Source organism: Baaleninema sp. (assembly GCF_049974805.1).
GTDB lineage: Bacteria > Cyanobacteriota > Cyanobacteriia > Cyanobacteriales > Geitlerinemataceae > Baaleninema.
Genome location: NZ_JBNGCO010000117.1, coordinates 1 through 14,304 on the forward strand (window position 1 = coordinate 1; position 14,304 = coordinate 14,304).

Genomic DNA, 14,304 nt, shown 5'->3' on the forward strand with positions numbered 1-14,304 from the left:
CGTGAGGGAGATGGGGAGATGGGGAGATGGGGAGATGGGGAGAAACTGTCAATTCTCCACTGTCAAGGGTCTTCTCTCATCATCCCCTCATCCCTTTATCCCCTCATCCCCTCGTGTGGACAAGCCGTTTTTTGCTAACTTAGACATGAAGTCGATCGCTGGCTCGATCGACCGTACCCCTTAATCTCGCGCGATATCGGTTTCCTCCCGACTCGCGCTGTCGTCATTCACCAACAGATCGGGTTTATCTAGATGAGTACAATTTTAGTCGTTGAAGACGGCATGACCGATCGCGAAGCGATTAACCGATACCTCAAACAAAACGGCTTAAGCGTCATCAACGCTGAAACAGGAGAAGAAGCCTTAGAAAAACTCAACAGCAAAACGCCCGATCTCATCGTCCTCGACGTGATTTTACCCGGGCAAAGCGGCTTCGAGCTGTGTCGAGAACTCAAAACCGATCCCAAAACGAAAAGTATCCCCGTCATTATTTGCTCGAGCAAAAATACAGATGTGGATAAAACTTGGGGCAATATGTTAGGCGCCGACGCTTATCTCACCAAACCCGTCGACGAAACCCTCTTGATGCAAACCGTTCGCAAGCTGATCGCCGCTTAACTCCCTCACAGCAGTTTTCTTCTGTTGACTCCGCTCGTTCCAGCTTGTTTGAGAGTATGTCTGCTGCACCCTCGCCGATACAGCCCGAACCGTCCCCCGCCCTGGTAGAAGCGACCCCCGAGACCCGTAAGTTTCTCCAGTTCGGTCTCGGCGATCGCGATCGCGCCCTCATTAGGGTCGATTGCGTCGCAGAAATCGTCACCGTCCGCGTTCCGGAAATCCTTCCCGTCCCTCAGATGCGCTCCTGCATCATGGGAGTCTACAACTGGCGGGGGGAAATGCTGTGGGTCGTCGATCTCGGGGAACTCCTGGGGTACGCCCCCCAAGTTCCCCGCCGCAACCGGGAACCCGGTCAACCTCAATCTCCCGATACGGCGATCGCCATCGTCGTGGAATGGGAAGACAGTACCATCGGCTTCGTCGTCCCCCAGGTTCTCGACCTGGAAACCTACAACCTGGCGCACCAACAGGCGCCGGATTCCCAACTCTTTCCCCCTAGCGTAATGCCTTATCTCCAAGGCTTTTTCATCGACCCCAAGGGCGATATCGTCATCGTTGTCGATATCGCTGAAGTTTTGCACGTCCTTCAGGGGAAATCGGGTTGAGGGGATGATGGGATGAGGAGATGAGGGGATGATGGCCCGATCGAGAGAAAACAATTGACACGGCAGAGTTGACAGTTTCTCCCCATCTTCCCATCTCCCCATCTCCCCATCTCATCACCTCCTCATCTCATCACGTCCCCACCTCCCTCTAGACCCAAACCGAAACCGAGATCGAGGTAATCGTATGACCCGTTCAGATGCCCTGCGTAGCGAGTCGACTCCGCTCGAACAACAGCTTAAAGCCATTCGCCAGCAAGTGGCGTCCGTGACGACCCGACTGCACCAAACTGAATCCCTCGACGAAACCCTTTTAGCCGCCGTAACTCAATTGCGGCAGATTTTCGAGTGCGATCGCGTCGTAGTCTACCGCCTGATGTCCCGAGGAATCGATGCGTTTCTTCCCTCTAGCTTCGATGGAAGCCTCGCTGCGGCGGACGGACAGGTTCCGTTATATATCCCCAACGGAAACGGAACCGCCAACGGAATGACGCTTCCAGCCACCACCGCCGACGGTCGCAGCGCCAGCGGGGTGGTGGTGGCGGAATCCGTAGGACGGGGATGGACGCCAGCATTGGGCGATCGACTGCATGTAGCCGCCTTTGGATTCGACGACCTCGACGAATATCTCAGCCATCCCTTTATCTCCATCCCCGACGCCGAACGCACGAACTTAACCCCTCACCAACGCCAACTCCTGGGACGCTATCAAACTCAAGCCAGTCTCAACGTTCCCTTGAAAATTGGGAAGCGGCTGTGGGGGGTTCTCTCCGCCAGTCAGTGCGATCGACCCTACAGTTGGTCGGAACGGGAAATCGCAGTCATTAAGCAGGTGTCCAGCGAACTGATGGTGATGTTGCAGGAGTTCGACAAGTCCGAACACCACCAAAAGCAACAGGAGAGCGATCGCGCGGTGTCTGATGTTCTCGATACGCTGCGAGACTCCTTTGAGAAGGTGCAAGACCGCGATCGAAGTGTTTCTCGTGTCATCGAACGCATTCGCCAATCCCTCGATATCGATACGATTTTCCGCACGACGACGAAAGAAGTGCGGTTGCTCCTGGAGTGCGATCGGGTGGCGGTCTATAAATTCAACCCGGATTTTAGCGGAAGTTTCGTGGCGGAATCCGTCACCTCCGGTTGGGTGAAACTGGTGGGCCCCGACGTTCAACCGGTTTGGAAAGATACTTATCTCGAAGAAAACAAAGGCGGACGCTACGCCAATCACGAGAGTTACGCTGTCAGCGATATTTATGAAGAGGGACACGATCCCTGTCACGTGGAACTGCTCGAACAGTTTGAATGTCGCGCCTATACGCTGGTTCCGATTTTCCAAGGAGAGAAACTTTGGGGGATTTTGGCAGCTTACCAAAACGACGGTCCGCGAAATTGGCAACCGACGGAAGTGGATTTGCTGCAACGCATCGCCGACCAATTGGGGGTGGCGTTGTTACAGGCGGAGACGGTGGAACGTTTGCGGTTGCAGTCGGATAAGGTGGCGAAAGCGGCTGAGCGCGATCGAACGGTGGCCAGGGCGATCGATCGCATCCGTCAATCTCTGGATATCGAAAGTATTTTCAACGTCACCACCAAAGAAGTGCGGTTGCTCCTGGAATGCGATCGCGTGGCGGTGTATCAGTTCAATCCGGACTTTAGCGGTCAGTTTGTGGCGGAATCTGTGACCCCCGGTTGGGTGAAACTCGTCGGTCCGGAAGTGGAGCGGGTGTGGAAAGATACTTACCTCGAAGAAAACCAGGGGGGACGCTACGCTTACCGGGAAACTTACGCCGTCAGCGATATTTACGAGGCGGGACATGACCCCTGTCACGTGGAACTGCTGGAAGAGTTCGAGGCGCGAGCTTATACGCTGGTTCCTATTTTCCAGGGGGAAAAACTCTGGGGAATTTTGGCGGCCTATCAAAACGACGGTCCTCGGGATTGGGAAGAGGTAGAGGTGGATTTGCTGGTTCGCATCGCCGACCAATTGGGGGTGGCGTTGCAACAGGCGGAAACTCTGGACGAACTGCGGCGTCAGTCGGATAAGGTGGCGAAGGCGGCGGAACGCGATCGCGCTGTGGCCCGAGCGATCGATAGAATCCGCCAATCTCTCGACCTCGAAAGCATTTTCGACACCACCACTACAGAAATCCGACAACTGCTGAAGACAGACCGGGTGTGCGTGTATCGTTTCAATCCCGATTGGAGCGGTCGCTTTATTGCTGAGTCTGTGGGTGGGGGCTGGGTTCCCCTGGTGAAACGACAGCAGGACGTGACGAGTTTGCAGCAAAACGTCAGCGATTGTGAGGGGATGGGTGGCTTGATTGAAAGTCAGATCGATCGCGCTGAAACTGCGGCGTTGACCCCTTCGGGGGTCGATCGCTTGGAGGTGAAAGATACCTACCTTCAAGATACGAAAGGGGGACGGTTCCAGCGCGAAGAATCCTTCGCCGTCACCGATATTTACCAAGCCGGGTTTACCTCCTGTTATCTGGAAATCCTCGAACAGTATCAATGTCGCGCCTACGCGATCGTTCCCATTTTCCAAGGGGCGAAACTCTGGGGACTCCTGGCGGCCTACCAAAACGACGGTCCTCGGGAATGGGAAGACAACGAAGTGACCCTGTTGGCGCAAATCGGGATTCAACTGGGGGTGGCGATTCAGCAAAGCGAATACCTGCGCCAGCTTGAAGAACAGTCGAAACAGCTCGAAGCCGCCGCACAACGGGATAAAGCCGCGAAAGAGCAACTGCAAAAACGGGCGTTAGAACTGTTGATGTCGGTGCGTCCGGCGTTGGATGGAGATTTGACAGTGCGGGTTCCGGTGACGGAAGACGAAATGGGAACCCTGGCGGACTCTTTTAATAACACCCTGCAAAGTTTGCGGAAAATCGTCGTTCAAGTGCAAGCGGCGGCGGAAAAAGTGGTGTTGACCTCTTCGAGTAGTGACGAGTCGCTGATGGCTTTGTCGAGTCAGGCTCGCGCTCAGTTTGAAGAGATTACGAAGGCGCTCGATCGCATTCAGGAGGTGGTGAACTTTACCCAAACCACCGCCGACAACGCCCAACAGGTGGAAACGGCGATCGGACAAGCCAATCAAACTCTGGAGGCGGGAGACGACGCCATGAACCGCACCGTCGAAGGGATTGCAGACATCCGTAAGACGGTGGCGGCGGCGGCTAAGGGTATCGAACGCTTGAGCTCATCGTCCCAAAACATCGCCAAAGTGGTGAGTTTGATTAACAACTTCGCCACCCAAACTAACCTGCTGGCGCTCAATGCGGCGATTGAAGCTACCCGGGCCGGGGAATACGGACGGGGGTTCGCGGTAGTCGCCGATGAGGTGCGATCGCTGGCCCGTCAGTCCGCCGACGCCACTACGGAAATCGAGAAGTTGGTGCAGGAGATTCAAGATGAGACGAAGGATGTGACTTTGGCGATGGAAATGGCGTCGGAACAGGTGACGCGAGGGACGAACCTTGTGGGGGAAACTCGTCAGACCCTCAATGAGATTGTGGCGGCGACGGCGCAAATCAGTGTGTTGGTACAGGGGATTACGGATGCAACCCAGGTGCAAACGGAACAGGCGCAGTCGGTGACGGAGATGATGCGCGGTATTGCGTCGATCGCCAACCAAACTTCGGAAAACTCGATCGAAATCTCCGATCGCTTTAAAGAAGCCCTGGCCACCGCCCAAGAGCTACAAGCCAGTGCGGGACGGTTTAAGGTGACTTGATAATGTGATGGGGAGATGGGGTGACGAGGTGATGGTGCGATGGGGAACATACATTGTCGGTGCGTGACGATTTTTCGGTCTGGCGATTGACACCCTTTTTTTCAAGTCACCCACCCTAGGGACTGTTCCCCCTTCCACCCCCCCTCCCTGCTCCCTTTATCATAAATTTACTCGAAAGTCAAGAGTAGAATGGAAAAAGCCATCCGAGACCAAGGTTACGTATACTTCCTGAGTGAAGCCCCCGAACTCTTGCAAACCGTCGAGGATGGCTTGCTGAAGGTTCACGAGGGAAATCGCGTTCAGAACGTCCATAGTATGATGCGGGCGGCGCACACGCTGAAGGGGGCGGCGGCGAACGTGGGGTTGGACAGTCTGAAAACCATCGCCCATTCGATGGAAGATGCGTTTAAGGCGTTGTACGACGAATCGATCGCCATCGATGGGGAACTGGAACGGTTGCTGTTTGAGGGGTTCGAGTGTTTGCGGGTCAGGTTGACGGCGGAACTGTCGGAAACCGAGATCGATGAAGACGCACTGCTCGATCGCGCGGCGGACGTATTCGCCCGCATGAAAGAGAAACTCGGGGACGCCTTCGGACAACAGGATTATATTCCCACTTCCGCCGAGTTGGGATTCGATATCGCTCAGTCGATTTTCGAGTTGGGGGTCAAACAGCGTCTCCAAGAAATCGCCGAGGCGTTAGATAGTGGAGACCCTCAGAGCGTTGAAGAAATTTTACGATCGAGTGCGGAGGTGTTCTCGGGATTGGGGGAATCCCTCTCGCTTCCGGGGTGGGGAGAGATCGCCAACACCGTCGTCGCCGCCCTCGACAATCCTGAAAACGGCGATCGCATCCTCGAAATCGGACGCGCCGCCCTGGCCGATTACCGTCACGGACAGCATCAAGTCCTCAACGGCGATCGCGAATCCGGGGGCGCTCCCACCCAACTGAACGCCCTCCTCAAGGAGAGTTCCGCCGCTGCGTCGCCCACGGTGGACAGCCCCTTCGCGGAAAGCTCTGGGGTCGAAAGCGATCTCTCTGAAACCGCCCTCGACATCGAACTCGAGCAGTTTCGGGCGTTTATCCAAAACAAACGCTACGGAAAACCCGTTAAAGGGGTTCTGCAAGGGTTTTTTATCAATTCCATTCGCGCCTTTGCGAAGTGGTTCGCGCGGGAAAACGCCATTCCTCTGGCGAACTTCTGTTTCGAGTTAATCGTTCCCAAACTTCCCCCGAAACGCGCCAACCATAAAGCAACGGTGGTTCGTACCGCCTCGAATATCAAAAAACAGATCGATCGCTTTCTCGAGTTTATTGCAGAAGACAGCGATAGCGAGAGTCTCTGTCTCTATCGTCAGTGGACGCTGTTTTCCGTGGTCATCGCCGTGGCTAAATTCCAGTACGCCAGCGATACCCAACAACCGAAAACTTACGACGATATCCTTTTAATTAAAGCTTTACGCCGCATTTCCAACCACATCGGCCAGCAGTACAACCGACTTCCCCCCGTCCGCCGTCACGAGCGCAACTGGCTGGAATTACCCCATTTGGCGAAACTGGACGCGCCGCTCGATCGCGATCCTGACGAAGATTTACTCGAAGAGGTCTGGGGTTCCGACGACGAGGAAGACGAAGAGGAAGACTTAGAGGAAATAGACGAGAAAGAAGAAGCCTTCGCCCCGACAGAAGAAACCGAGGAACCCTCCCTAGCGGCGACGAAGGAGGAAAAGGGAATCGCGGCGAACCCCAAGCCTCCCGTGGAATCCTTGCAAGAACAAGTTAGCGAAGGGGAATTTCTCGACGAAGACCCCTCGCCGCCGCCAGCGGAAGAAGCCGCCCCCCAACGCCCCAAAACCGAAACGCGACAACTCGTCAGCGTCGATATTAAAGGATTGGAACGGCTAAACCACCGTTTGGGGGAGTTATTGGTCGATCGCAACCGTCAAGCCCTCGAAGAAGAACAACTGCAAAACCGAACCGGGGAAATGCGATCGCAGTTGAGCCAACATCAAAAAACCATGGGTCAACTGCTGGAATGGTCCGAGCGCATGGTGTCGCTGTTGGGTCACGCGGCGGACAACTTTCAAGGGCGTCCGTCCCTGTCGCCGTCGGTGTTGTCGCCTCTGTTGGAGGAGAACGAATTGGGATTCGACAGCTTCGCCGACCTCCATTTACTCTTAAAAACGGCGGTCGGGGAAGCGACCCTCCTCGAAACCCTCACCGAGGATATTTACGGCCATAGCCGCGAGTTGGCTCAATTGATGGAAAAACAACAACAACTTCTCTCCGTCATGCAAGACGATTTAGTGGACGTGCGAATGTTACCGCTTGGGGAAATCCTGCAACGGTTCCCCTTGATGGTGCAACAGCTTTCGAGAATGCAGAACAAACGGGTCGAACTCAAGCTCAGCGGAAGCGATTTGCTCGTCGAACAGAGTATCGCTCAGAAGCTTTACGACCCCCTGTTACATTTGGTGCGCAACGCCTTCGACCACGGGATCGAATCGTCGGAGGAACGGCTCAAACAGGGAAAACCGGAAATCGGAACCATCGAAATTCGCGCCTACAACCAAGGGGTGCAAACCACCATCGAAGTCCGAGACGACGGACGGGGGTTGAATCTGGACTGGATTCGCCGCAAAGCCGTTGAAGGGAAGTTTTTAAGCGAGGCGGAGGCGAATCAGATCGTTTCGACCGATCGATTGGAAGTGTTGTTCGAACCGGGGTTTTCCACCGCCGACCGCGTCAGTGAAATTTCGGGTCGCGGCGTGGGGTTGGATGTGGTGCGATCGCAGATTCAGAGCTTGAAAGGGAAAATCGCCGTGGAGTCGCAACCGGGACGGGGAACGGTGTTCGCGTTGCAAATTCCCCTGTCGCTGACCATTGCGAAGCTGTTGGTGGTGCAGGCTGGGGGGTCGGCTTACGCCCTGTTGCTGGATTCGATCGAAAAAATCCTCATGCCCACCCCCGATCGCGTCAAACACTTCGAGAATCATAAAGTATTGCACCTAGACGGGGAAGGGGAAACCAGCAGCATGGTTTCGGTGCGTCAGTTGGCGGACTTAATGCACTATAGCTCGTCTTTGGCGAAACCCACCGAGGAACCGCGCCGCACCAAAATGTCTATTTCTCGGGATATCAGCGCCCCGATTTTGCTGTTGCGTCAGGGGGTGAAACAGTTCGGGTTGGAAGTCGATCGCATTTTGGGGGAACAAGAATTGGTGATTCGTCCCCTGGGACGGGCGATCGCGCCGCCGCCTTACGTTTACGGATGTAGCATCCTCAGCGACAGTCGCTTGGCGTTGGTGGTCGATGGGGGCGCCTTTGCAAGCAACGACCAGACGGCGCTCGTCGAAAGAACCTCCCCGGGACGGTCTTTCGGCGTCGGTTCCGAGCGTTCCCTTCCCCCACAACCCGCCAACAGCCTCCCCCAAGCCGCCCCCGTTTCCGAGGTTCCCGAAACGCCGCCGACCACGCTCCTGGTGGTGGACGATTCGATTAATTTGCGCCACACCCTGACTTCTACTCTCGCTAAAGCCGGATACGAGGTGGTACAGGCTCGCGACGGACAGGAAGCGATCGAGCAACTGCAACAGCATCCCGACGTGCGTTTGGTGGTGTGCGATGTCGAAATGCCTCGGATGAACGGGTTTGAGTTTCTGAGTTACTGTCGTCAAGATAGTAACTTATCTCAAGTTCCCATCGTCATGCTGACGTCTCACAGCAGTCCCAAATACCGCCAAATCGCCAGCGAACTCGGCGCGACGGCCTATCTGACTAAGCCGTTTTCGGAGTCGGAAATGCTGTCTTCGCTCGAGGACATCGTGGGAGGAGAAGCAGCGGCGGATTGAGGGGGATTGCTGAACCGCGACGGCCTGCGCTTGAGGAAGGCTCGGCTCCCTTTTGTGTACAATCGAGGCGATGTCTTGACGAACCTCACTTGAAATTTCGATCGCGCTACCGCCAACTTCTCCCTTACCTGCATCCCCACCGAGGCACGATCGCTCAAGCTCTCGCCTGTACTCTAGGATTTACCTTATTTTGGCCGGTTCTCGGCTGGCTGGCCGGACGCATCGCCAATTATATCGGCGACGGAAACGTACAGGCCATCGCGCAACTGGCGGGGTGGAGTGCGCTGATTTTTATCGTGCGCGGAGCGGTACAGTACGGACAAGACGCGCTGATGGCGAAAGCGGCTCTGGCGACGGCGTTAGACTTACGAAAACAAACCTACGCTCACCTACAACGCCTCAGTCTCGACTACTTCGCCACCGCCAAAACCGGCGATTTATCTTATCGCCTAACCGAAGATATCGATCGTATCGGCGAAGTCGTTAACAAAATTTTCCACCAATTCGTCCCCAGCCTTTTACAACTCATCGTCGTGCTGGGTTATATGATTTGGCTCAACTGGCAACTGACCCTCGCCACCTTTATTATTGCCCCGATTATGGCGGGGTTAATCGGCTGGTTCGGAAACCGACTGTTGCAAGTGTCTCGTCGCAGTCAAGCGCAAGTGTCGAACCTGGCTTCGCTGCTGACGGAACTGTTTGCGGGAATGCGGTTAGTGCAGGGATTCGCCGCCGAAGACTACGCCATCGATCGCTTTTCCCAGGAAGCCGAACGCAACCGCAACACCAAATATACCGCCGAACGGGTGAAAGCTTTGCAGTTCGTGGTGGTGGGATTTCTCGAAGCCATGAGCGTGTTGTTGCTGTTTTTTCTGGGCGGTTGGCAGATTTCCCAAGGAAACCTCACGGGCGCGGGATTTGTCAGTTATATTGCTGGGGTGGCTATGCTCATCGACCCTATTTCTCTGGTCACCAGCAACTATAACGAATTCAAACAAGCTGAAGCTTCCGTCGATCGCGTGTTTGAATTACAGGAGATTCAGCCGTCGGTGGTGGAATCTCCCGAGGCGATCGCACTTCCACCCATCACCGGAAAAGTGGAATTCTGCAACGTCTCTTTTACTTACGCCACCGAAGCGACGCGATCGCCGCACTGGGTATTCAAAGATTTAAACTTACTCGTTGCTCCCGGCGAAACCATCGCCCTGGTGGGATCGTCCGGGGCGGGAAAATCGACCCTCGTCAATCTGATTCCCAGATTTTACGAACTGCAACAGGGAAAAATCCTGGTGGACGGCGTAAACGTCCGCGATGTCACCTTAAAGAGTTTGCGACGACAAATTGGCATCGTTCCCCAGGATACTGTGTTGTTTTCCGGAACTGTGGCACAAAACATCGCCTTCGGACGAGTGGCGTTCGAGTTAGAAGCCGTTATCGAAGCGGCGAAAGTGGCTAACGCTCACGACTTTATCAGCCAACTGTCCGACGGCTACTATACGATGTTGGGAGAACGGGGTATCAACTTGTCTGGCGGTCAGCGTCAGCGGTTGGCGATCGCTCGGGCGGTGTTGTCGAACCCGCAGATTTTGATTTTAGACGAAGCCACGTCCGCTTTAGATTCTGAATCGGAAGCCCTGGTACAGGACGCTTTAGAACGCATCGCCCGCGATCGAACTGTGTTCGTCATCGCCCACCGTTTGGCGACGGTGCGTCGGGTCGATCGTATCCTGGTCGTGGAACGGGGAAACATTGTCGAATCGGGAACCCACGAGGAACTGTTGCAACGGGGGGAACGCTACGCCCGCTTTTACGCGCAACAGTTCGATTGAGCCACCCACGCAACCGACTTATTTTAAGGTCGCGAATCCTTATGGATCGATCGCACTCAACTCTTAAATCAAAATTAAAAATCCAAATTAATGGGTTCGCCTTGGACGGCTGCGATTCTGAAAGTACGTTAAATTTCGTAAAGACAATCGCCGCTCTATATTTAAACAAATACATCTAAATTTAGAAAATTATAAAGGCGTGTTACCAGACGGCAACACACCTTAAAAAAAGTATAGCATTTTCCAAGCCTCTTTTAATTTCAGAGAATCGAAACGGTTTTAAATTGTTAAACAGACGGGCAACGAACTGAATTAAAAGACGTTCGATTCAGAGCCAAATCAGAGCGCCAATCGGCTCGCAACACTATTTCACCACCTGCAAGCGACCGCGCGAAACCGCTCTCAGGAGTCGATCGATACAGCGTCGATCGGATTCTTCGAGATGTTCGTCTAACGCCGCCGCCATCAAACCATAACGATCGGTGAGGGTGAGACAACCGCGTTCTGTGGCAGATGCCATGATGGCAGGAATTGCACCGGGGAGAAGTTGGACTTGGGGAAACATGGGTTTAGCCTCGAAAAGTTGGGACTCTTTTTTTCCTATCTTTAGTATCTCGCAAACTTCTCCAGCATACCGTGACAAACATAGGGGATCGGATGCGATCCCCGTCAATATTCACGAGGATCTCCATTACCGTTTCCCTGCGATCGAAATCACAATTTCTTCCCCAGTTGTTATCTGTCTTGGTGAGCGATAGCTTCAAACTGACGTTGACTAATTCGTTTCGATCGATACAGGGTTTCGGCAATTTCTGAAATCGTCAGGACGGAATGGGCGCGATAGCCTTTGGCTTTGAGCCTATCTTTGACCCCTTTCTCGTGGTCGATAAAGACGACAATATCGTTAACGACTAACCCCGCCGCCTCTAATTTTTGCGCCCCTTCAATGGCACTGTTGCCGCTAATTAAAATGTCGTCGATGACAACCACCGTTTCCCCAGGGTGAAAATGTCCCTCGATGGCGCGGCGAGTACCGTGGGCTTTCACCTCTTTTCGGGGAAAAATCATCGGATGGTGCAATCGCAACGATAGCCCCGTCGCCGTGGGAAGCGCCCCGTAAGGAAGCCCCGCAATGCGATCGAACCTCAAATTCTGCAAAATCTCGGCGTAGGCGTGCAACACCTGATGAAACAGTTGCGGGTTAGAGATAATTTTCCGCAAATCGATGTAATAAGGAAACGTCGCCCCCGACGCCTGCACGTACTCCCCAAACAAAATACACTCGAGATCGTACAGTTGCAGCACTAAATCCCGGTGGGGAAACTCCCGAACCGCCTCCAGTTGGCCGTCTGCGGGCGTCCAGAGTTCGCAGGCGGAGGCGTCTTGGACGATATCCTGACGAATACGATCGATCTCCCCGTTGAGTTCCTCCAACTGTTCCGGTAAATCGTCCCGTTTCAACCAATCCTGGGGAACCGGAAGCAGCAACCCCGCCCCATTGCGATCGAATCCCACCCGCAACAAGGCTTCGAGTTGTTGCGGTTCGGACCAAATACTCCGCGCCAGCAGCAACCGTTCCGGGGCGATCGCTCTCACGTTGCGAAACACCTCCGGTTGAGAGGTTCCCACCTCGAACCCCAACTGTTCCAACGGTCCCCACAGTCGCGCTTCCTTCACCACCTGCAAGTAAAACGGCGTCTGCAACGAGGGAAAATCCTGTAACGGCGACGCTGTGGGGTTCGAGGTGCGACAGAGAACAAATACCGCTTTGTCCGGATACACCAAAAACGGCGCCGCTTCGTCTTGTCCCGCGTAGGGGTTCAGCGTCACGGCGTCTGCGTTCCAGGTTTCAAATACGGTTCTGGCGAACGCCGTGGCGGTGTTGAGATCGCTATGTTTGGCGTCGAGAATCACCGGAATGTCCTCGGGAATATCCTGTAACACCGTCGCCAGCAGTTCCAAACCGGGAATTCCCAACGCTTGGTAAAAGCCGAGGGTGGGTTTGTAAGCGCAGACGCGATCGCGCGTCGTTTCCACGATCGCCGTCAACCAATCGCACAAATCCGACATCCGATAATCGAGACGTTCCCCCGATTCGTCGCCTCCGGGCATCATTTCCGGGTTGGGATCGAGTCCGACAACCAGTAAACTCTGATTTCGGGCGATCGCGCTGTTGAGTTTCTCGAAAAAGCTCGTTTCCATGTCAATTTCGCCTCTGGCCCCTCCTTTGCTACCAAGATGGTAACGCCAAATTTTCCCAGTCTCGGCCATCGACTGCAACATCAACTTCAACAGGCGCTTCCGTTCGAGGTTCCGCTGTCGGAAATTCCCTTAAAACCTGGGCGCGACGGCGTTCCACCCCGCTATCGATCGGCAGTGGCGTTGAAATTCGCCAAAGTCCAACAGTTCCCCAGTCTCGCCCTCGCCAACTGCATCGCCAACCACTGGAAAACCTCAGAATTCGAGATTTCCGTGACGCCGCCGGGATTTCTCGATGTCACCGTCGCGGATTCTACGTTGGCGGATTGGTTGCAGCAACTCGCCAGCGATCGCCCACTTTGGGACGTTCCCCAAAACCCCCTTTCCGCTGCGACTTCCGCCGAAGTTCCCTTTTCGGTGCAGTATGCTTGCTATCGCTGCGGTTCGTTACTGCGTCTCGGGGAACGGGAAGGATTGGTGCAGTTGGATGGGGGCGATCGCATCGTCGATACGCTTCCCTGGTGCAATGCAAACGGCCGATTCCGCTGCGATCGCGACAGCGAACATCGTTTAATTGCCAGTGGTATTGTCGCCGCCGACATTCTCGCCACAGAGGACTTTGACGATCGCCAAATTCTCAAACTCGCCCATCGCCTCGCCGACGCCTTCGAGACATTTCACCGCGATTGTCGAATTATCGGACAACCGAGCGCGATCGCCCGAGTTCGCCTGGGATTGCTGGCGGTGACGCGAATTTTGTTGAAATGGCTGCTTGAAGCGGGTTTGGGGGTTTCAGCCGTGGCGGAAATGTGAGGAAAATTGGAAATTTTATGAAAAAGGGGTGACAAACCCGTGAAGGTCAGCTATATTACCTAGTGTGTGAGGAGCGAACCAGTAAGGGCACCGAGACGAAACACGGCCAGTCGTCGGTGCCCTTTCTGATCTCAGTTTTTTTCTCAGGTTTTACAGGCTTCTAGCCTGTGCTACGGCGACAAGGCTGTATCACGCTAAAAACCGATCGATCGCCGCTGCGACGCCATCCGCTTCAACCGTCGGGGCTACCCAATCGGAAACGGCTTTCACCTCATCTGGCGCGTCTCCCATGGCGACACCGATTCCAGCGTACTGCAACATTTCCAAATCGTTCCAATTATCGCCCACTGCCATAACGTTTTCCGGACGCAATCCCAAACAGGCTTCCGCGAGATAGCGAACTGCATCCCCTTTGTTAACCTGGGGATGCGCCGCCTCGAAAAACGTGGCCACAGAGGTGGTGGTGTAGAGTTGTTGTCGCGTGTAGCGTTGGCGAATTTGATGCAGTAGAAGTTCGATCGCCGTCGTATCGCGACTGAGGGCTAACACTTTCGTCGGTGCAGTCTCTAGGTTGCGTAAATCCCCCACTGCGATCGCCTCCATTTTAGCCTGAACCGCGAGAATCCTACGTTTCTAATCTCCGATTGAAGCGTAGCCT

The 14,304-nt window shown here is 54.6% G+C and carries 9 protein-coding genes; 6 read left to right on the forward strand and 3 right to left on the reverse strand.

The window, feature by feature from the left end; genetic code table 11:
- Positions 1-252 precede the first annotated feature (252 nt).
- From ACP5D4_RS18115 to ACP5D4_RS18135, 5 genes are all read left to right on the forward strand, one after another.
- Positions 253-618, forward strand: coding sequence for a response regulator transcription factor (locus ACP5D4_RS18115; protein WP_428013022.1), 366 nt, complete (start codon positions 253-255; stop codon positions 616-618).
- A 56-nt stretch (positions 619-674) separates the two neighbouring features.
- Complete coding sequence (locus ACP5D4_RS18120; RefSeq protein ID WP_428013023.1) at positions 675-1,223, forward strand: chemotaxis protein CheW; 549 nt, start codon at positions 675-677, stop codon at positions 1,221-1,223.
- Between the two features lie 184 nt (positions 1,224-1,407).
- Positions 1,408-4,953 carry a GAF domain-containing protein gene (locus tag ACP5D4_RS18125; RefSeq protein WP_428013024.1) on the forward strand — a complete coding sequence of 1,182 codons (3,546 nt, stop codon included), beginning with the start codon at positions 1,408-1,410 and terminating at the stop codon, positions 4,951-4,953.
- A 189-nt stretch (positions 4,954-5,142) separates the two neighbouring features.
- Positions 5,143-8,805, forward strand: coding sequence for a response regulator (locus ACP5D4_RS18130; RefSeq protein WP_428013025.1), 3,663 nt, complete (start codon positions 5,143-5,145; stop codon positions 8,803-8,805).
- A gap of 89 nt (positions 8,806-8,894) precedes the next feature.
- Positions 8,895-10,634: an ABC transporter ATP-binding protein gene (locus ACP5D4_RS18135; RefSeq protein ID WP_428013026.1), complete on the forward strand. Its 1,740-nt coding sequence runs from the start codon at positions 8,895-8,897 to the stop codon at positions 10,632-10,634.
- Between the two features lie 364 nt (positions 10,635-10,998).
- Here ACP5D4_RS18135 and ACP5D4_RS18140 read toward each other — a convergent pair whose 3' ends face one another.
- Both ACP5D4_RS18140 and ACP5D4_RS18145 read right to left on the reverse strand, forming a co-directional pair.
- On the reverse strand, positions 10,999-11,199 hold the full coding sequence (locus ACP5D4_RS18140) for a hypothetical protein (protein ID WP_428013027.1): 201 nt from the start codon (positions 11,197-11,199) through the stop codon (positions 10,999-11,001).
- A gap of 170 nt (positions 11,200-11,369) precedes the next feature.
- Positions 11,370-12,836 carry a bifunctional orotidine-5'-phosphate decarboxylase/orotate phosphoribosyltransferase gene (locus ACP5D4_RS18145; RefSeq protein WP_428013028.1) on the reverse strand — a complete coding sequence of 489 codons (1,467 nt, stop codon included), beginning with the start codon at positions 12,834-12,836 and terminating at the stop codon, positions 11,370-11,372.
- A gap of 36 nt (positions 12,837-12,872) precedes the next feature.
- Here ACP5D4_RS18145 and ACP5D4_RS18150 point away from each other — a divergent pair, with 36 nt between their 5' ends.
- The gene (locus ACP5D4_RS18150; RefSeq protein ID WP_428013029.1) at positions 12,873-13,646 is read left to right on the forward strand and encodes a DALR anticodon-binding domain-containing protein; all 774 of its coding nucleotides are present in this window, start codon (positions 12,873-12,875) and stop codon (positions 13,644-13,646) included.
- A gap of 189 nt (positions 13,647-13,835) precedes the next feature.
- Here ACP5D4_RS18150 and ACP5D4_RS18155 read toward each other — a convergent pair whose 3' ends face one another.
- Positions 13,836-14,249: an HAD family hydrolase gene (locus tag ACP5D4_RS18155; RefSeq protein WP_428013030.1), complete on the reverse strand. Its 414-nt coding sequence runs from the start codon at positions 14,247-14,249 to the stop codon at positions 13,836-13,838.
- Between the last annotated feature and the right edge of the window lie 55 nt (positions 14,250-14,304).